The sequence below is a fragment of the Streptomyces sp. NPDC028314 genome, assembly GCF_055565795.1.
Genome location: NZ_JBVHTP010000020.1, coordinates 123,854 through 142,675, shown reverse-complemented (window position 1 = coordinate 142,675; position 18,822 = coordinate 123,854). Strand labels below are relative to the sequence as shown.

Genomic DNA, 18,822 nt, shown 5'->3' with positions numbered 1-18,822 from the left:
CGGCTCATCTCCATGACACCGCCAGAAAACGGGCCATAGACCCAAAAGACGTGAACCGGAGACAACGGCCGGTGGCCTGCGGTACAAGCACAACCACTCACGGGCCCAGCTCACGCGCCCCTGCCAGCCCGGTTTCTGACTGACCACCACGCCGAGCAACGCGGGAGTGATCTGATCAGGGCATGACTGACGAGCACTGCGTGACGCGCCACCACATCGAACTGTGGAACGAACGGGTACTGCCGGACGGATTGGCGCCCGTCAGCTTCGGCACAGTTCTCCGGGGATCCATGCTGCCCATCGTGGTCTGGACGGGAATCACCGCCTTCGTCTACTTCATCTACAACCCAGTCGTCGCCGCGGTCGAAGGAGGGCTCTTCCTCGCCTTCTTCCTGCTCGGCTTCACACTCCGAAGAAGATCCGGACACACCGCAAAGTGCAGCCTCTACGGCGCGACAGGCGGGGTACTCGACAAGTCGATGGCGGGGTTCTGAAACCGGACAACAACAGCCGCCCACGACCACCAACGCCGGCAACACCCCATAGACACCGCACCCCGTTGTCCAGCGACAACGCACACCGATGACACCGAACACACCGCATCAAAATGTCACCACCAGGAACACACCCGCCCCTGACCAGCAACAACGACTACCCGCCCGCGGCGACAACTACCGCAGCGCCCCAGCGACAATCACCTGCGGTGTCGCAGCCGAAGGCTCCGCCCGGGCCGGGCATCGCCGTTGTCGGTGTCGTGGATCAGCGAACCTGCGCAGTACTCAACCAACCTGCACAGTCCAGCCCCGCCCGCGGTTCGTAGACGGCGACGCGCACGTCGTCCCCGACAGGCATACGGTGCCACTTCGGACTTAGCAGAGCCTGAAGGAGACTTCGGGATGCTCTGGCAGTTCTTCACCCCATCGTGTGGCTCGTCGTACCTGCGCATTGCTCAGATAGGACGGCCCGTTCTCCACTGAAGGAGAAGCCGGCCTGCCCGCGGCCTTGCCTGCCGAAGGCGCCGTACGCGGCTTCCCCGTACGGCGCGGACGGCTGCTGGCTCCGGGATGGTGGTGGTCAGAGACCACCGGCCGTCTGATCGGATACGGGAGCGCGGCGATGCGGGACGCGGTCATGCTGCTCGACCGGAATCCGCAGGTGGTGGGCATCGCATGCCGACCGGTGGAGTTCGTGTGGGAAGAGCACGGAAGGCTTGTCACCCACGCCCCTGACCTTGCCGTGGCTCTGGCCGACGGCTCGACACACCTTGTGGACTGCCCCGGGCGCGGCGGCCCCTCCAAGCAACTCGCAGGCCGGGCCCGGGTAGTTGAAGCGTGTGCTCGGGAAGCAGGCTGGGAGCACCGGTTCGCGGTTGCCGCGGATCCGGTGGTCACGGCCAACACACGGTGGCTGTCGGGCTACCGGCATCCCCGGTGCTCCGTCGGGATCTCCGCCGCCCGGCTGCGGCGGGCATTCCCCGAACCCACCACGCTGGGCACGGGCGCGCTCCGGCTAGGGGACCCGATCGCGACGCTCCCTGCCGTCTACCACCAGCTGTGGCACGGCCTGCTGACCATGGACTGGGACCGTCCCCTGAACGAGGAAACCCTCGTGACCGCCAGCACTGCCGGGCGGCTCCCGGGAGCAAGGCGGTGAAGCGGGCGGTTGACATCGTCAAGGTCGGCGACCGGATCCAGTTCGAGGACCAGGTCCATGTCCTGGCCGGTCTCGACGGGCCTCGCTGCCGGCTGCTCGCTGAGAAAGACGCCGACTGCGGGTGCTGCTGCTCACCCAGGTCCTCGGAGCTCCGGAGTTCGAAGTCCTGGACCACCCCACTCCGCACGCCGGCGAGTACCTGTCCATAGCCCGCTGGACGGGCTCGGCCCCGAAGTCCGGGAGAAAGCCCTGGCCTGGGAGCGGCACATCCTGGAAGTCGAGACCGGGCACGTCGGCCCTCGCCAGGACTGGCCGCCCCGGCCCGGGTACGACCCGGCCGTGCACTCGCTCGCCGAGCGGGAGGCGGCCAAGGCCGCCGAGCTGACAGCGGCCGGCCAGGCGGTCAGTGTGGCCACGGTGCGCAGGATGCGGGCCCGCTACCGCGAGGAAGGAGTGTGGGGGCTCGTCGACGGCCGTAGGAAGCGGGAGCGGTCGGTGTTCGGACAGGCCGATCCGCGGGTGGTCGCCGCGATCACCGGGGCGCTGACAGAGCAGCGAGGACGATCGAGTGGGACGCTGAGCCGGCTACGGAGGCAGGTGGCCTGGCTGCTGCAGGACACCCACGGCCCCGAGTGCGTGGCGGTGCCGCCCGCGGCCACGTTCAACCGGCTGGCGCGGGCCGTCGCCGAGCAGCATGGGCTGGCACTGACCGCAGCCGGGGAGCGGCGCAGGGCCTCTCGGCCCGTGCCGGTGTTCACACCGACGCACGCGATGGCGCCCGGTGAGCTGGTGATGATGGACAGCACGCTGCTGGACGTCATGGCCGTGTGCGAGGACGGGCAGGCGCGCCGGCCGGAGCTGACCATGGCGGTGGACGCGGCCGTGCTCCTCGCGCAGACGCTGGTGCCGCAGCCGATGCGCCCTAACTGGCCCCAGTACCTGTCCATGGCCGCCTCCGTCATCCCCCACCAGCGGCTCGCCTCCATCGACGCCCGCATGCAGGGCGCGGCCGCCAGACCGGTGATCCGGCCGACGACTGTCGTCATCGACCAGTGCAAGGTGTTCGTCTCCCGCTGCTTCCTCGCCGCCGCCGAGCACCTCGGGATTTCCGTCCAGCCGTGCCCGCCCGCGTCCGAGCACGCCAAAGGACAGGTAGAGCGGGGCTTCGGAGCGATCGGCACCCTGCTCGCGCAATACGTCGCCGGATACACCGGCAACAGCCTCGACGCACGCGGCAGCAACGTGGAGGACGAGGCGTGCTGGACGCTGCCCCAGCTCCAGGACCTCCTCGACGATTGGGTCGTCTGCGGGTGGCAGGAACGCCGCCACGAGCGGCTACGGCACCCCCTCATGCCCCGCCTGGCACTCACGCCCAACGAGATGTGGGCCGCGCTCGTCGGTATCACCGGCCACGTACCCGTCCCGCTGACCGCAGCCGACTGAATCGAGCTGCTGCCCTCCAGGCGGTGCGCGATCGGCGACGAGGGCATCCGGATCGAGCACCGCACCTACCACGGGCCCACACTCAACGCACACCCCCACCACCCCACAGCGACGGACCGCAAGTAGGAGGTCCACCACAACCCCTACGAGCCGTGGCAATGCTGGGTCAGACTCCCCCACGGCTGGGAACCGGTCCCCTGGATCCACCAAGGGCTGATATCCAGGCCGTACACCCGACACCACCTGACGACACATCCGCAGCGCGGTCAAACAGCGCGAAGGCCGAGCCGAACACGAGGAACAACTCGCCCGCCACCTCGACGAACTCCTACACCGCGCACACACCGCGGACACAGGCGTCAGCAACGTCGCAGACTCCCGCCCAGGCGAAACCACCCCGGGAGCCCCAGGCGCGGCAGCCGATGCCGGTGCCGGTGCCGGCGGCGAGCCCAGCCCAACCGGCCGGCCCACACACTCACGCCGCAAAACGCACACAGACCGCACGAACCAACGCAACGCGCAGGCACCTCTGCCGAGCAGTCCCACCCGGCAGGTCCAGGACCTTGATCCCGGGGCATCCGGTGGCGAGGGCGAGTTTGGGCCACATTTGACCCACACCTTGCTGAGCGGCTCTTCCAAGACCCGCGAAAAGGAGTTTTGTCGCACCCGTTCCGCTCTGGCCATCTAAGCGCTCACTTCGATGAGTGCCACCTCAAGAGCCTGCCTCCGTTTACGGGGCTCGATTTTGCCCGATCATACGTACGATCATGGCGTTCCGTATTTGCTGAACCGTGCTGACGGGCTCCCAGTACGGGAGGCGTCGCCAGGGAGGGGAAGTGTGAACGCGATACGCAAGGTCGGTGTCATGGTTCTGGGTGGTGCGACGCTGCTTGCGCTAGGAGTTTCGCCAGCGCAAGCGGAAGGATCGAGGACCACGTACATCGGAGGGTGGGAACGTGGGCATGAGTCGAGTCGCTGGTATGACAGCACCGCGGGGACGGTTGAAACTTCGATAAGTCTGTCAGGTTGCTACACCGACAGCTCCTTCAGCTCGGCGACACTGAGCCTTTATCAGGACATCAGCTGGAGCCCGGACAAGAACATGGGAAACAGGACCAACTATTGCGGCACCTCGTACTGGGGTCGCCCGGCGGCAGGGTCGTACTACTTCAAGCTGGCCGACTTCAGCGGTGGGTCGCGACTTACCGCCAATCCGGTCTACATCACCTGGTAAATCGGCGTGATCGGGCCCGGTGCGAAAACCGCCGGGCCCGACTGCCCTCGTTGCGGCGATCTAATGTGGCGTCACACCAAAAACGTGCACTTCCGGCCGGTGCTGGCATGGGTGCTGGGGACGGTCGAGTCTGTCGTCCGCCGGGGCGGCCGCCGTGAAGTGGATCTACAACCCCGGGTGAGATCTGAACCTACGGAGGGAAACGTGAAGAAAACAATAGCGGCAGCCTGAATTCTGGGTGGGGTGCTGCTTGTGGGGGTCGGTGCATTACCTGCGCAAGCCGAGAATTCGCGCACTAGCTACATATCTTGGTGGCAGCCGGGTAAGGAATCGAATCGCTGGTACGACAATAGCAGCGACACGTGGAGTACTGCCGTGGTCCTGCACAACTGCGAAACCGGCGCCCGCTTCAACTGGGTGTCGTTGTCTCTCTGGCGCGATATCAGTGCCGCTCCGGACCGGAGCTATGGAGCCAAAACTAACTACTGTGGCCGTTCGGAATGGGGCGACGTGGCGGCCGGTTCGTACTATTTCAAGGTGGATGATTTCCGCGACGGCGAGGCATTCAAAGCCACTCCTGTCTATATATACTGGTGATCGAAGTGCAGGGGCCGCCGCAGCCCCTGCACTTCGGCATTTCAGCGAGGGCGCATGATCTTCAAACTGATGGGCCCCTTGCGTAGCCAGAGACTGAAGAGTCCTGCAATCAGGGTGATCACAGTAGAAGCTATGGCCGTCGCCGAATCAGCGTCGTGCAGGAGCCACGCCCAAATTTCGGCCTTTCCTGCTGGTGTCCACCCGGTGTGCGCGAGGCCAAGGGGGAGTGCCGTTGTGAAAAATGCCGCGATTCGAGGACCGAAGAAGGCGCAGGTACAGGCCGCGATGCCTATGTAGGCGGTGATGTTTCGGCCTGTGATGACGGCTATGTCCGCACCCAGGAGCAGGTAGAGCAGACCGGCTACTGCTGTGGCCGCTGTCGCGCTCAGGGCTGCCAGGCCAGCGTCCCACCGGTTGACCGGGCGGGCTGCGGTGGCCTCCAGACGGTGGTCGGTGCGTTCCTTCCCGTACATGAGCATGACGGCAGGCAGGACCGTCAGGAGGTGCCCCGCGAGGAAGGTACCGGACTGACCGGTAAGGATTGGGATGGGCAGCGCGGTGTCACCCAACAGCAGCCCCAGGCCGATGGTGAGTGCTGTGACCGCGGCGAGGCGTTGTGCCGCACGGGCTTTGCTCCACCAGATCATGAGGCCAGGGCCGCCGGTGTGAGCTGGGGCTGAGCGGAGCAGCCCTGCATGGCCTGGTGATTGAACTGGTACCAGGAACGCTGGTCCTCGGCGGGCAGAGTGCGGATACGACTGACGAGGTCGACGGTGGCGGGGTCGAAGCGGTCGCGGAGAGCCTCGGCGGGTACGCCGGCGGTGAGGAGAAGCCAGGCGGCCGTCGAAGGTTGAGCTGTCGCGGCGGGGTAAGGGCCGTTGTTGGCGCAGGAGGGCACGGCGGGCATCACACTGAGGGCCACACCGGCCAGTACATCTGCGCCGCGGGGCTTGGTGTCGACGCCGAGCTTGGCTTCGCCCTGGTGGGGCGTGGCTGCCATCGTGAACACCGTGGGAACCTGGATTCCGGCTTCGGTGAGTTTCTGGCGGACTGCGGCGACGGTGGGCCTGATCTTGTCCTGGTTGCGGACCTCGGGCCACAGACATACTCGGATGCCGGAGGCTTCTTCGCAGCGCAGTTCTTCTGTGGGACGGTCGGCCACGGGGGTGACCGGGACCGGAATGGCGGTGGCGACGGCGAGGCCGGTGCAGGTGAGCACAATGGCCGTGATTGTACGGATTGTGCGCGGGGACTTGCGTCGGGTGATGCCGACTACGCAGGCGGCGATGACGCCGCCGGCGAACAGCACCGCCGGCCACAGTGCGCGGATGTCCACGACCTGGTCGACAGAGCAGCAGTCCGCCAGCCCCGTGCCGACCAGGTGGCGCAGCCACACGATGGACCATGACGCGGGGTAGGCGTTGAGGAAGAAGGCGGCGACCAAGACCACGGGCACGGAGATGACGGCCTGCCACTGCAGTCCTGCGCAGAATCCCAGCAGGGTGTTCATGGTGATCATGAGGACGGCGACGAGCAGGATCAGCGGGTCCGGCATGCCCACACCCGTATCGGCCGAACTCGCCGATTGGGCGAGAGCTGTCGTGTAGGTGAGGAGGCCTCCGAGTGCGACGGGTGCCAGGACCGGCGTCGCGATGGCGAGCGGGCTGCGGGCAGCAGTCTGGCCGAAGACGTTGCCTCGTGTCAGCCGGGAGCCTTCCCAGGCTGCCAGGCCAGCGCAGATGGTACAGATGAACGGCAGGGCGTGCAGTGATCTGCCCGTGGCGGAGGGCCAGTAGTAGGCCGTGGTGAACGCTGTCAGGTCCCGCGCGATGGCCGTGCTGATGAAGAGGATGAGGAAGGGCACGACGTAGACGGCCGCGGAGGACCGCAGGAGAGTTCGCAGACGCATCTTTCCTACACCTCCCCGCGGACGAGCTGGGCGTAGGCCGCTTCGGCGCGTTCACGTGGTCCACCCGTGGTGTCGCCAGCGAGGGCGTGGAATTCGCCGGTGGCTCCCTGAAAGCGCACCGTACCGCGGTCGAGTACGACGACTTCGGAGTAGGAGTCGGCGAGGTCCTCGGTCTGGTGCGTGGAGACCACGATGTGCACGTCGCCGCGGAGGGTGTCGAGCAGACTCCGGAAGTTTTTGCGTTGAGTCGGGTCGAGGCCAGCGGTGGGCTCGTCCATCAGGATGAGCTCGCTCTGGTGGGTGAGGGCTCCGGCCAGTCCCATCCGCCGCTTCTGGCCGCCTGAGAGCTGGTGGCTGCGGCGGTCCGCGAGATCGGTCAGCCTCACTCGTTCCAGAGCTTGCCGGGAGGAGTCCCAGGCGGCAGAGCGCGACATTCCCTTGAGCCAGCCCATATACGCGACCTGCTCGCGCACCGTCAGTCCGGGAATGGCCACGATCTCCTGAGGCAGCCACGCCACGGCACGCACGTAGGCGACCGTGTCTCGCTTGCCGGCCGGCGTCTTGTCCTGCCAGAAGACGTTCCCTCTCTCCGCCTTGAGGTGGGTTGCGGCAATCCCCATCAGCGTCGACTTTCCGGCGCCGTTGGGCCCAAGAAGGACGGTGGCAGGGCTGGAGATTGTCAGGTTGAACCCGTCGAAGACTGGGGTGTTCCGTGTGTAGCGGAACCCGATCCCGTTCAAACGCAGTGTCATGTGGTTGTGCTCAATCTGCCAGAGGCTGTGCTTCAGCACTGAGGTGGTCAGGCTCATGGACGCTTGGGTCCCGGCAATCGTTCCGCCGGGACCCAAGCAGGAGCGATTACCAGTTGATGTTCACGGGGTTCACCGAGAGAACCGAGCCGCCGCTGAAGTCGTTCAGCTTGAAGTAGAACGACCCCTTGCCCGGACGTGTCCACGACGAGTAGTTGCAGTACTTCGTCCGGTTGCCGTATCCGCGGTCGGGGGCGGCACTGATGTCCTGGTAGAGACCGATGGTCGCCGAGTTGAACGAGCTGTCCGTTACGCAGTTCGAGAACTGAACGCCGGTGACCAGGGAGTCGTAGTTGTTGTCGTACCAGCGGTTCGACTCGTGGCCGCGACCCCAGCTGGACATGTAGCTGCCCCGAGATCCCTCCGCCTGGGCCTGCGTCGCCCCGAGAGTGAGCAGCGTGGCACTACCTACCGCAATCGCGGCAACCTTGCGCATCGTGTTCATGTGGTCTCCTCCCCTCAGGCCAGCCTCCGGGTGCGCCGGAGCGCTATCCGAGTGGGTCCGATGAATGCGAACGCCGCGATCGTACGTACGTCCGGGCGCGCTGCGGGTGCATATATCCAGTGCCAGCCAACTCCGCCGCGCCGGGAACGGATGCCGGACCCCGCGGCACAGCAGGCCTAAGCGGAGGGAGACCCACATGGGAGCCGAGCTCCAACAGCCTGCCGAGGGACGTGGAGCGGAACGGAACCACACAGCCCAGCGGGACACGAAGCAGTCGGACCGGCCGCCTGCGGAAATGACCAGAAGCCAACCCTGGGTTTTGCAAGGTTCATGAGGTGAGTTCAGGACCACCAGCCGATGCGGCGCCTATCAACGCTGGCCATCCAGACCGCACGGCCGCCGCGCTGAACATCGCCGCCACGGCGCCGCACCAACGCCACCAGACTTGCGAACTGCACCTCGGTCAGCCCTGAGAACGACTCGATCCACTTCAGATCATCCGCTGAGATCACCCCACCCATGCCCAGGCAACGCAGCAACCGACACACGGGTTACGGGACAACCTCTAGAGGACCGCGTGCTGCTGGTCGCGGCGTACTGGCGCACGAACTGTCCCTGTTGGAGATGGCTTCGTGGCTGGCGGGCTGGGGCAGGTGGTGAGCACGGTGGTGACCTGGATGGAGCAGGACGGCCGACTGGTCACTGCCGCGGACGGCACGGTCACCGTCCGCCCGGACGGGGCGCCGCCCGTGGACGAGGTCGAGCGAGCCCTCGTCGCGCGGCCGGCTTCGCTCTCCTGAAGCGACCGCAAGTCGCCCGGTCGGCTCAGGCCAGCAGCCCCCTCTCCCGCAGCAGCGTGAATCCTGCTCGGCCGAACTTCCCCCGGAAGACCGCAGGGGCGCCTCTGCGTGAGGCGCCCCGCTGTCTGGTCGGAAGTATCAATGGGGAGCCCCATCCGGGGGCTATCTGCCCCTTCTGCCCATGTAGATTCCGACACCTATCGCTATGAGAGCCACGATTACCAGGATGGTTCCAGTGGGTCCACTGGGGAACCAGAGGGCGGCAAGGTCCATCGGGGCCTTCCTTTCACGTTGTCCGATGGAGGCTCTGGGGCCTCAGTTCATGTATGCGTGTTTTGCTTGGTCTCCCACGTAGGAGCCGACAACGGCGCAGCCGCCGGAGACGATCGCGCCGCCCACTCCTGCCGTGGCGGCTCCGAGCAGCCCCGCGCCAAACATGCAGGCGACTTCGGTGACGAGGCCGGCTGCGGTGCCCACGAGGTCTCTTTCCAGGGCTTCGCCGTCGCCGTTCGCCGCGTCGGTTCCCAGCTCTATGAGGTCCTTCGCCAGCAGCAGGGTGTCGATGATGGAGCGCCCGGTGGGGTTGATGTTGTTGATGGGGTCGGCGCCGGCGTAGGCGTAGCGGTTGCCCTGGGCCGGGTCGGCGAGGAAGGTCAAGGGGTCTTGGGTGGTGAAGCGGCCGGTGGTGGGGTCGTACCAGCGCTGGCCGTACTTGAGGTAGCCGGTGGTGCGGTCGTAGGTGCCGCCGACGAACCGGTAGGGGTTCTCGGTGGCCGCAGTGCCGGACTTCACGGTCTGGGCGGCACCGTAGGGGTCGTATTCGTAGACGCCGGACTGGACGGTGGACTGGTTGATGAACTGCCCCGGGCTTCCGAGGCCGTCGATGATGTAGTACGCCTCGTAGCCGTTGGTGGTGCGCAGGGCGAGGGGCTGGCCGGTGGTGGGGTCGTGCTCGATGTAGGCGGTGCCGGTGGCGAGCTCGACCTGTTCGATGACGGGGACGCCGTACTGGTCGGTGCGGCCGTGGACGTGGTCGACGCTCTCGCCCTTGTCGGTGCTCTGGTGGACGAGCTCGTTGGCGTTGGTGCCAGCGTAGGTGTAACTGCCGGTGCCGTTGGCGGTCTTGGCGGTGGCCATGCGGCCGGCCGCGTCGAAGGTGACCGCGGACAGGTTGGGGGTGGTGGTGAGGTTGCCCTGCCCGTCGTGGGTGTAGCCCGGGGTGGTGATCTGGTTGGCGGCGTCGTAGGCCAGGGTCTGGGTGGCACTGCCGTCGGAGGACGTCTTGCGGTTGCCGCGCACGTCGTAGGTGTAGGTGTAGGTGTACGTCTTGCCACCCCCGAGGTCGCGACCTGCGTCAGCCGGTTGCCGCATACCCGCCCCTCACGGCCCTTCCCAAACCCACTACACAGAAAGCAAACCCCCCGCTCCAACCCACCCCGATCCAGCACCCCAACCCCACCTCACTCCCATCCACCACCCACACCCCTATAGAAAGTCTGGCTAGTCACCGGCCTAAAACCGGGGTTTGACCAGTGCAAACACACACCGGACCGCCATCCCCGCTTCCCCCCATGTCCCCCCTATGTCTCCCCCTTTGATTCCCCCTACGTCTCCCCCCATGCTTCCCCCGATGTGTACCAGCCGAGTTCCCGAAGAAGCGGCCGCGTCGGTGGCCGGCGACGCGATCGTCGATGAGGTCGTCGCGCGATTGCTCGACGAGGCCGACGCATCGGGGGCGGCCCTGCTCGGTGAGGGCGGGCTGCTGACAGAGATCACCAAGGCTGTTCTGGAGCGCGCTCTGGAAGCCGAGATGAGCGAACACCTCGGCTATGAGCCTGGAGACCTTGCAGGTCACGGGTCGGGCAACTCCCGCAACGGCACCTCGCCCAAGACGGTTCTGACCGATGCCGGTGCGGTCACTTTGGCGGCGCCGCGGGACCGCAACGGCGACTTCGAGCCGCGTCTGGTTCCGAAGAACGCCCGCCGGCTCGCGGGGTTCAACGACCGGATCCTCTCGCTCTACGCCGACTTCGCACTGCCCAGCAGTTGGCAGCAGCACCTCCTGGGCACCCCGCAGCCGCCACGGTTCCGCGCCTTGCCCGCCTTCGCCAAAGGAGGCCGGGAGCGCTACGGCATCGGACCGGACACACGTGCCCGCTTCGATACATGCCTGGCCGAGAGCGCATCCGACGTCGGCCGACCTCTCGGGCTGGCCGCCCGCGCCGCACGTGCCTGTCTCGACGTCTGCTTCTTTCATCCCTTCGACGACGGCAACGCCCGGTCAGCGTTCTCACCCTCGTCTTCATCCTCTCCCGCGAGGGCGTCGTACTCAACGGAGTCGGCCTCCTGCGCCGCATCACCTTCAAGGCCGACGACCCCCAGGACCCGCTGATACTCGTCCGCTACATCAACATCCACATTGCGGAGACCCGGCGCCGCACCGCCGACTAGGCCGTGTTTTAGAACTGGGGTCCGGGTCTCGCCTCGTGCCGTGATGATTTCGGTGTGGGGCGAGGGGATCTTTCAGATGACCAGTGGGCGGTGCTGGGGCCGTTGTTGCCGGTCGCGGTGTTGGGCAGGCCGTCGGTGTGCCGACGGCGGTTGATCGACGGGATCCGTTGGCGGGTGCGGACCGGTGCTCCGCGGCGCCGACGGAGGCAGAGATCGCCGGCTGTGTCAGCCCTCGGCGGGGCTGGCGTTCGTGCCTGCGCCATGTTGCCCAGTACCACCTGGTGATGGCCGTGAGGCTGACGTTGGTCTGGGTCGTTCTGCCGCTGCAGATGTCCTTGCCTGGTCTGGCGGCGGGCTTGGCCGTGTCGGCTGTGACCCGCGCCTTCTTCGCCGTGGCTGCGAGGCTGGATGACTACCTGCGGTGGGTTTGTCTGCGCCGGTCTCGATCCTAAGATCATCCGGGGCCCGGGACAGCAAGCTGTTCAACGAAGTGGCACAACTACTGCGGAGGTTGCAATGGCGTTCAAATTTTCAATCTATAACTGTCCCTACTGCGAGCAAGAGATCGATATAACGGTCGACCTGTGGGATGGCGATCAGGAATACATCGAGGACTGCCAGCTCTGCGCGAAGCCCACTCGCTTCGTGGTCCAGGTCCACGGCGACGAGTTCATGCTTGAGGTGTATGGCGAGAACGACTGAGCGCAGCTCTGCTGATCATGCTGGTGTGACATCAGCGGCGGGGTAGGGGGACGACGCCCGTGGCGTCGTCCCCCTACCTTTGATCGGGGACCGCGACGGGCGTACTGAGCTGGCGGCGAAGCCTCTGGACTTCGTCGTCCTTGGCGGCCAGGACCGACAGGAGGAGCTGGTGACGCTCCTTGAGTCGGGTGAGTTCGCTGTGGGTGCGGGCGAGTTTGCCGGTGATCCGCTGGTTGAGGTCACGCAACCGTGCGATGCGGGCCTCGCGTGGGTCGGGCTGCCGGCCCGCCGCCCAGGCGGCTGCCCTTCGCTTCTCGAACTCGTCCTTGAGGTGGCCCCAGGTCCGGTAGAGGGATGCGCGGGAGATGCCCGCCTCACGGGCGAGCGTCTTTACGTCGCAGGCGCCGCCGGGCGGGATCTGCCCAGCCAGCAGCCGGTCGATGGCCGCGCGGACGCGCCGTTCGACCTGGTCGCGCCGCTGCGGGCTCAATGCCATGTCATCCAGCCTTTCCGGCTGCTGCCGTGTCGATCTCTTCGAGAACCCGCATCGACCCTCGTGTTCGGCTCGCAGCCGGTCCTTCTCCTGTGACGGGATCCGGGGACTGGCCAGCAGGACGGCGCCGTTGTCTGCCGAGGTCTGCCAGACGGAGCGGTGAGAGAGATGGTGGGTGGCCTGCGGGCAGCGGGAGCTGTCGCACAGACCGGTCAGCGGAGCTGCCGCTGAGCGGGTGCCGGCGAGCTTGAGACACAGGGCCTTCGCTGGGTCCTCGAACCAGCAGTAGTTCGCCGCGGACAGGTGCAACACTGATGCCTTCCTCTTCAGCAGCAGTTCGATCTGCCGATCGGTGACGACCTTCGCTGGTCCCGGCTCCTGCTCGGCAAGCTCGCCTTCGACGGCGCGGAATGTTGCCATGAGGGAGTCGGCTCCAGGACCCGCGGGCAGCTGGCCCTGTTCGAGCTGTCGGTATGCCTCGACGGTCCGCCTGACCTTCTCCTTCTCCTTTCTTTCTTCCACTCGTGGTGGAAGACGGCCTGGGCGCCGCCTGGCCGGCGGGCGAGGCGACCCACTTCCCCAACCAGGTCATGGCTCCTTTGGACTCGAAACCGTGGAATGGGCCGAACAGCGACTGTCCAGGCAGGGCGTCGGTGAGCTGCTCGGCCAGGGCGATGACGCGTACGACTTCGTCGATGACGACCCACTCGTCCACCTCGCCGCCCCAGAGGCGCCCTTTGACGACCTTGCTGACCAGGTGGTGCCGGACCAGGCCGGTGCCGTCGGGCTCCTCGGTGCGGCGGCAGCCGACGGTCAGCTCCATCAGTTCGCTGGACCGCATCCCGGTCAGCGCGGACTTGGCAACCGTGCAGGCGTGGCTGGCGATGCGGATCAGTGCAACACCAGACCAACACCCCCGGCAGCAGCCAGCAAGCCCATCAACCCGCAGCCACAACCCAACGCACCGGCAACCCACACCGGCACACAGCAGCCAAAAAATCTGAACACCCGCAGGTCACAGAACCAGCCCACGCACTACATCAATGGCCGGTCATGCCAGAACGCGTAACTCAGCGACAGAGCCACTACGCGCGTCATCCGGCGGGCCGTCCCGTCGGCAGATGCAGGGGGTGGCGTCCGGCTCAGTGGGTGTGAGCGGGGCGCGAGTCAGGGAGGGGACTGGCTGGCCAGAGGGTGTCGGGGAAGGCGGCGTCGTCGGAGTCGGTGTCAGGCATGAGGGTGGTGAGCATCTGCTGGGCGGTCTTCGCGTTGTCGGTGGCGCGGGGCAGCATGGCGCTTTCGTAGGCGTCGAGGGCCTCGTCGATGGTGGAGTGGCCAATGACGGCTTGGGCGAGTTCGGCGCCGTCGAGCAGGGCGAGGTTGGCACCGACGCCGACAGGCGGCATCAGGTGGGCAGCGTCGCCGAGCAGGGTGATGCCGGGGACACGCTGCCAGGAGTGGGGAACGGGAAGGACGAACATGGGCCGGTTGATGAAACCGCCCTCGTTGTCGCGCAGGATGTCCAGCAGGCGCTCGTGCCAGCCCTGGTACTGGGCGAGCAGGCGCGCGCGTACTGCTTCGGTGTCGGCCAGGTCGAGGCCGGCGTGCCAGTCCTGGGGGCCGCGGAAGGTGACGTAGGCGCGGACGTGTCCGTTGCTGTTGCGCTGCAGCACCAGGCTGCGGCGGCCCGCCTTCGCCGACATGGTGCCTCGACCGACCAGGTGGGCGATGTCGGGGTGACGGTGGTCGACGTCCTCGAAGTGGGCTTCCACCATCGTGACACCGGCGTAGGAGGGTTGGGCGTCGGAAAGCGCGGAGCGTACTCGGGACCAGGCGCCATCGGCTCCGATGACCAGGTCGAAGTCCTCGCCAGTGCGGTCGTGGCGGTGCAGGCGGGCGGTGCCGTGAGGTAGCGGGGTGACGGCCCTTACGGAGTGGCCCCAGCGGACCGTGCCGGGGGTGAGGGAGTCCAGCAGAAGCGCGCGCAGCTGGCCGCGGTCGATCTCGGGCCTGCTCAGATCGCCCTCGCCGGCCTGGTCGTGGCGTATCAGGGTCGCGTGGCGGTCGTACAGGCGCCACTCCTGGCCTTCGGGCCGGGACAGGGCGAGGAACTGGTCGAACAGTCCGGCTGCGCGCAGGGCTGCCTGGCCGGTGTCTTCGTCGATGTCGAGAGTGCCGCCCTGCGAGCGGGAGTGGGGGGCGGTCTCACGCTCGAAGACCGTGACCGGCACGCCGTGCTGCTGCAGGACGCGCGCGCAGACGAGGCCGCCAAGGCCGGCGCCGGCGATCGCGATGCGAGGGGTGGTGGACATGAGGGTCACGCTCCGTTCGATCGTTGAAGAGAGTGCTGGTGCCTGGTGGTGACGCCCTGTTTCGGGCATGGCGGATCAGTCCTCCCGGTGTCGGGACGCGCCCCCGTCCGGCAGCTGGGTGCCGGTCAGGTGCACTCGCACACCGAAGCACAGCAGCTCCAAAAGTACAACTGCTCCGATTTTCTATCCGATAGCATCGTCGATCGAATCGCCACAAGGAGGTAAGGTCAGGGCATGGCCGAAACAACGACAGGGCGCCGCGAACGCAAGAAGGCCCAGACAAGGCAGGCCCTGGCGGACGCCGCAGTGCGGCTGTTCACCGAGCACGGCTTCGACAACGTCGGTGTACGCGAAGTGGCGGAGGCGGCCGACGTCTCGCTGAGCACGCTCTTCAAGCACTTCCCCAGCAAGGAAGCTCTCGTCTTCGACCTGGACGCGGACGTCGAGAGCGCCCTGGTCGCCGCCATTCACGACCGAGCCCCCGGTCAGCCCGTGCTGCACGCCCTGCGCGACCACATGGTGCACGCCCGTACCGCCATACGGACCGACGACCCCACTTTCGTCCTCGTCGAATCCACCCCCGCACTGCGGGACTACGCCCGGCGCATGTGGTCGCGCCACGAGAACACACTGGCCGCCACACTCGCCGAAGCCACCGGGCTCACCCCGGAAGACCCCGCCGTCACCGGCCTGGCACGCTTCACCCTGGAAGCCCCCAGCATCGCCCGGGCAAGCAAAGACCCGGCGCGGACCATGCGCGACCTGTTCGCCCTGCTGGAACACGGCTGGGCCACCACCCCCCTGGCGGCACGACAGGAAATCCACCCCAGCCGGAACGGGTGACCGCGACCAAGTGCCGCACCAGCCCCCACGATGACTGACGCGCCTCGCCGCCTGCGATCCCTCGCTTTCGTGTCAGTGCGCGACCTGCGCACCTCTCACCAGATGACAGTGGACTGGCCTCGTTCTCTCACTTCCTCGACAGTGAGAACGAACATCGGAACCCCACGCTGACCTGCACCTGAGTCCCGCCATGAGCAGATACACCACTGCCACTCGCCCGACTGACATGCTTCTCCCCTCTCTTGGCGATTCGCCGTGCGACGGCCTGGTCGGGGGGCCCTTCTCGGTCGGGCAGGCGGAGCCGATCGCGGTCTGTGTCGGGGTCCGGGCTCGTACCTGCGCTACCGCCGCAGGCGGCTTGGCCTGGCGTCCCGGCGGAATGGCGTGGCCGTGACTGCATTTCGCAGGCTCCTGCTCCGGCACGAGCCCTGCACTGGCAGTCGCTGACTCGTCGAGGCCGTCGAGCTCGAACCACAGCACGGCCGCGCCGGCCAGCTGGACGAGCGGTCCGGTCTGCGACGGCGACGGCCCTTCCCCGGCGACATCACCGCGGCCGCGGCGCCGGCCGCCACCGCGCCGCGCCGGACGCGAGCGCGTGTCACTGCGAAGACGGGTTCCTGATGGCCAGCTTGGACCCACCGGCCACCGGCCCGTGCGCGTGCACGACCCCTTGTTCTGAGTGCAGGGCATGGGCGTCGCGCGGCTCGTCAGTGACGCAGCCGGGCGGCTGCGGCCAGAATCGGGGTGCTCACGACGGTGGCTGCGGCGCCGAGTGTGGTGTCGGTGGCCAGGATCCACCGGACGGTCTTCATGGCCAGGGTGAGGACTTCGCTGCCGCGCTGGCGCATGCCGGCCTCGAAATGGTCCACGGCGTCGGTGAGGGTGGCGGTGCCATCGGCGGCGGCGCTGACGTGCGTGATCAGGCTGGCGGCGTCGCGGATGGCCGCGCCCGCTCCCATTCCGGCGGTGGGCGGTGTGGCGTGGACAGCGTCGCCCAGCGCGGTGATACGACCCGCGGGCCAGGGCGCGAGATCCTCGGCGCGGGTGGAAGCGGCGTTGAAGCGGAATCCGGCCACGCTGTGCGGGTCGGCCCGGGCGATGACTTCGAGTGTGTGCTCGGCCCAGCCCCGCTCGCGGAATCGGCCGACCAGCGCGGCCTGTAGCTCGCCGCCACGCAGGTCGCGCAGCGAATCGGTGCTGGTGGATTCGGGGAACATGGCGCCCCAGATGTAGGTGGGTCCGGTGGTGACCGACATCCGCAACTCGGGAGCGTCGAGCGCGGTGTTGCCGACCGGGTCAAGGAAGCCGACGTAGAGAGCTCCTCCGCGCGGGCCGATCGCCAGCCCCGATCGTGGCCCAAGTCGCTGATGCTCGCCGGGGCTGAGGTCTCGCCGGAGGGTGCGGCCGGAGAACCCGATGATGCCCGCCGGACTGCTGGTCGGGCCTCCCGCCAGGTGGCGGGCGACTACCGAGTGGGTGCCGTCCGCGCCCACCACCAGATCCGCTGAGACCGGCGCCCCGTCGGTGAACAGCACTCGGGGCGCGCCGTGGTCATCGTGGCCGACGCCGGACACGTTGCATCCCAAGTGCAGGCCATCTCCGACGGCTTCGGCGAGCAGCATCCGCAGGGTGATCCGATCGACGTCGATACTTGCACTGTCGCTGAGGTCCGGCCCGTGGCCCAGCAGCCGGCCGCGGCGATCCCAGAACGCGTCGCGCTCGCGCAGTCGCAGCGCCGACCCCGATGCCAGCAGCCGCCGCATGATCTTCGGTTCCACCAGATCCTTCAGCGCCGACTGCGCCCGCTCATCCAGGGTGATGTGGTAACCGCCCGTCGCCGCCACATCGGTGTCTCGGTCGAATACCGCCACCTCAAACCCCCGGCGCCGCAGCCCCGCCCCCAATGCAAGTCCGCCGATCCCGCCACCAACCACGACTACCCGCATACCCGGCACCGTCCTTTCCGCCGCTGCTCACTGAACAGAACCGACCCTGACACCGGTAGTGGACACCGAGTGGCCACTACCGGTCATGATGGGACGATGGCGAACACCTCACACCGGGCGTTGCGGCTGTTGTCTCTGCTCGGATCAGGACGGCAGTGGTCGCTGCGCGAGCTCGCCACCCGGCTCGGGGCCAGCGAACGCACTGTCCGCCGCGACATCGAAACTCTGCGCGCGCTCGACTACCCGATCGCTACCATCCACGGCCCCGATGGCGGCTACCGGCTCGGAGCCGGGCGAACCCTGCCGCCGTTGCTGTTCGACCACGATCAGGCCCTCGCGGTCGCGGTGGCCCTGCAGACCGCGCCAAGCACGATGTTCGGCCTAAGGGACGACGCGGCGCGGGCACTGGCGGCTCTGAACCAGGTCATGCCCCCTGCGCTGCGGGCATCCATGGAATCCCTTCGCCTGACTCGGCTGCAGAACTATTGGGAGTTCCCCGCGCCCCCCATCGACCCGGCCGCCCTCACCGCCGTCGGAACCGCGGTACGCCACCGCCACCTACTCGTCACCGAGACACTGCGTCCCGACGGCACACGCCCCGAACCCGGTGACCCCGACTATCTGCCCGCCCACCGCATTGAGCCACACCACCTGGTCGTCTGGGCCGCCCGGTGGTATCTGGTCGCCTACGACCTCACCGACAGCGAATGGCGAGTGCGCCGCGTCGATCGACTGCACCCCCGCCCCACCACACAGTGCTTCGCCGCCCGCGCGCTTCCCCACCCCGACCTCGCCCACTTCGTGATGAGCACCCACGACCGCGGCGACACCCCCGCCGTCTGGCAATGCACCGGCACCGCCCGGCTCAACCTGCCCGCTCACATCGTGGCCCGCTGGGCACCAGGCGGCTCCGTCGTGGAACACCTCGACACCGAGTACTGCCGGCTCACTCTCGGCGCCTGGTCCTGGGCCGGCATCGCCGGCATCCTCGCCACCTTCGACACCGAACTCACCGACCTCCACCCACCCGAACTCGTCCACGCATGCCGCCGTCTCGCACGCCGATGGGCCACTCTTGCCGACACCGAGAACCTCGGTCCTTCTCATTTGAGCGGCACCACCACAACGCACGATCGTTTCACCGGTGAATCCGGCCACCCGGCTGGGTGACATAGGTGATCTTGG

Annotated in this window: 17 protein-coding genes and 3 pseudogenes; 11 read left to right on the top strand and 9 right to left on the bottom strand. The window is 67.3% G+C overall.

Features of this window, described 5'->3' with window-relative positions; all coding sequences use genetic code 11:
• Positions 1 to 182: 182 nt before the first annotated feature.
• The 4 genes from ACZ4TG_RS34600 (at position 183) to ACZ4TG_RS34585 (ending at position 4,927) form a co-directional block, all read left to right on the top strand.
• Positions 183 to 494 (top strand): hypothetical protein, encoded by a 312-nt coding sequence (locus tag ACZ4TG_RS34600; RefSeq protein WP_468171081.1) that lies wholly within the window; start codon positions 183 to 185, stop codon positions 492 to 494.
• 508 nt (positions 495 to 1,002) lie between these two features.
• Entirely contained in the window at positions 1,003 to 1,653 is a 651-nt protein-coding gene (locus tag ACZ4TG_RS34595; protein ID WP_468171078.1) for a TnsA-like heteromeric transposase endonuclease subunit, read from the top strand.
• Positions 1,654 to 1,992: 339 nt separating this feature from the next.
• A complete protein-coding gene (locus tag ACZ4TG_RS34590; RefSeq protein ID WP_468171075.1) occupies positions 1,993 to 3,096 on the top strand; it encodes a hypothetical protein in 1,104 nt (367 codons plus the stop codon).
• A gap of 1,609 nt (positions 3,097 to 4,705) precedes the next feature.
• Positions 4,706 to 4,927: a hypothetical protein gene (locus ACZ4TG_RS34585; RefSeq protein ID WP_468171072.1), complete on the top strand. Its 222-nt coding sequence runs from the start codon at positions 4,706 to 4,708 to the stop codon at positions 4,925 to 4,927.
• Between the two features lie 41 nt (positions 4,928 to 4,968).
• Here the strand turns inward: ACZ4TG_RS34585 and ACZ4TG_RS34580 are convergent, their stop codons facing one another.
• From ACZ4TG_RS34580 to ACZ4TG_RS34560, 5 genes and pseudogenes are all read right to left on the bottom strand, one after another.
• Positions 4,969 to 5,574: a hypothetical protein gene (locus tag ACZ4TG_RS34580; RefSeq protein ID WP_468171069.1), complete on the bottom strand. Its 606-nt coding sequence runs from the start codon at positions 5,572 to 5,574 to the stop codon at positions 4,969 to 4,971.
• Positions 5,571 to 6,836: a DUF7224 domain-containing protein gene (locus ACZ4TG_RS34575; protein WP_468171066.1), complete on the bottom strand. Its 1,266-nt coding sequence runs from the start codon at positions 6,834 to 6,836 to the stop codon at positions 5,571 to 5,573. The genes ACZ4TG_RS34580 and ACZ4TG_RS34575 overlap by 4 nt, the downstream gene beginning before the upstream one ends.
• Before the next feature lie 5 nt (positions 6,837 to 6,841).
• Positions 6,842 to 7,645 (bottom strand): ATP-binding cassette domain-containing protein, encoded by an 804-nt coding sequence (locus ACZ4TG_RS34570; RefSeq protein ID WP_468171063.1) that lies wholly within the window; start codon positions 7,643 to 7,645, stop codon positions 6,842 to 6,844.
• Between the two features lie 49 nt (positions 7,646 to 7,694).
• The gene (locus ACZ4TG_RS34565; RefSeq protein ID WP_468171060.1) at positions 7,695 to 7,988 is read right to left on the bottom strand and encodes a hypothetical protein; all 294 of its coding nucleotides are present in this window, start codon (positions 7,986 to 7,988) and stop codon (positions 7,695 to 7,697) included.
• 464 nt (positions 7,989 to 8,452) lie between these two features.
• Positions 8,453 to 8,611: pseudogene (locus ACZ4TG_RS34560) on the bottom strand (IS5/IS1182 family transposase); the annotation flags it as partial.
• A 111-nt stretch (positions 8,612 to 8,722) separates the two neighbouring features.
• Between ACZ4TG_RS34560 and ACZ4TG_RS34555 the strand changes: the two are divergent.
• A complete protein-coding gene (locus ACZ4TG_RS34555; RefSeq protein WP_468171058.1) occupies positions 8,723 to 8,890 on the top strand; it encodes a hypothetical protein in 168 nt (55 codons plus the stop codon).
• A 315-nt stretch (positions 8,891 to 9,205) separates the two neighbouring features.
• On the opposite strand, the gene ACZ4TG_RS34550 is transcribed toward ACZ4TG_RS34555, so the two are convergent.
• Positions 9,206 to 10,261: an RHS repeat-associated core domain-containing protein gene (locus ACZ4TG_RS34550; protein WP_468171055.1), complete on the bottom strand. Its 1,056-nt coding sequence runs from the start codon at positions 10,259 to 10,261 to the stop codon at positions 9,206 to 9,208.
• Positions 10,262 to 10,520: 259 nt separating this feature from the next.
• Between ACZ4TG_RS34550 and ACZ4TG_RS34545 the strand changes: the two are divergent.
• From ACZ4TG_RS34545 to ACZ4TG_RS34535, 3 genes and pseudogenes are all read left to right on the top strand, one after another.
• A pseudogene (locus ACZ4TG_RS34545) lies at positions 10,521 to 10,916 on the top strand (transposase); the annotation flags it as partial.
• Positions 10,917 to 11,395: 479 nt separating this feature from the next.
• Positions 11,396 to 11,539: pseudogene (locus ACZ4TG_RS34540) on the top strand (transposase); the annotation flags it as partial.
• 318 nt (positions 11,540 to 11,857) lie between these two features.
• The gene (locus tag ACZ4TG_RS34535; RefSeq protein ID WP_468171052.1) at positions 11,858 to 12,043 is read left to right on the top strand and encodes a CPXCG motif-containing cysteine-rich protein; all 186 of its coding nucleotides are present in this window, start codon (positions 11,858 to 11,860) and stop codon (positions 12,041 to 12,043) included.
• Between the two features lie 73 nt (positions 12,044 to 12,116).
• Here the strand turns inward: ACZ4TG_RS34535 and ACZ4TG_RS34530 are convergent, their stop codons facing one another.
• Positions 12,117 to 12,956: a hypothetical protein gene (locus tag ACZ4TG_RS34530; protein ID WP_468171049.1), complete on the bottom strand. Its 840-nt coding sequence runs from the start codon at positions 12,954 to 12,956 to the stop codon at positions 12,117 to 12,119.
• 193 nt (positions 12,957 to 13,149) lie between these two features.
• Between ACZ4TG_RS34530 and ACZ4TG_RS34525 the strand changes: the two genes are divergently transcribed.
• Positions 13,150 to 13,605: a hypothetical protein gene (locus ACZ4TG_RS34525; RefSeq protein ID WP_468171046.1), complete on the top strand. Its 456-nt coding sequence runs from the start codon at positions 13,150 to 13,152 to the stop codon at positions 13,603 to 13,605.
• A gap of 73 nt (positions 13,606 to 13,678) precedes the next feature.
• Here the strand turns inward: ACZ4TG_RS34525 and ACZ4TG_RS34520 are convergent, their stop codons facing one another.
• Entirely contained in the window at positions 13,679 to 14,848 is a 1,170-nt protein-coding gene (locus ACZ4TG_RS34520; protein ID WP_468171044.1) for an FAD-dependent oxidoreductase, read from the bottom strand.
• Positions 14,849 to 15,082: 234 nt separating this feature from the next.
• On the opposite strand from ACZ4TG_RS34520, the gene ACZ4TG_RS34515 reads away from it, so the two are divergent.
• Positions 15,083 to 15,691, top strand: a complete 609-nt coding sequence (locus ACZ4TG_RS34515; protein ID WP_468171041.1) for a TetR/AcrR family transcriptional regulator — start codon at positions 15,083 to 15,085, stop codon at positions 15,689 to 15,691.
• A 707-nt stretch (positions 15,692 to 16,398) separates the two neighbouring features.
• Here ACZ4TG_RS34515 and ACZ4TG_RS34510 read toward each other — a convergent pair.
• A complete protein-coding gene (locus ACZ4TG_RS34510) occupies positions 16,399 to 17,637 on the bottom strand; it encodes an FAD-dependent oxidoreductase (protein WP_468171039.1) in 1,239 nt (412 codons plus the stop codon).
• A gap of 96 nt (positions 17,638 to 17,733) precedes the next feature.
• On the opposite strand from ACZ4TG_RS34510, the gene ACZ4TG_RS34505 reads away from it, so the two are divergent.
• Positions 17,734 to 18,807: a helix-turn-helix transcriptional regulator gene (locus tag ACZ4TG_RS34505; RefSeq protein WP_468171036.1), complete on the top strand. Its 1,074-nt coding sequence runs from the start codon at positions 17,734 to 17,736 to the stop codon at positions 18,805 to 18,807.
• Positions 18,808 to 18,822: the final 15 nt, after the last annotated feature.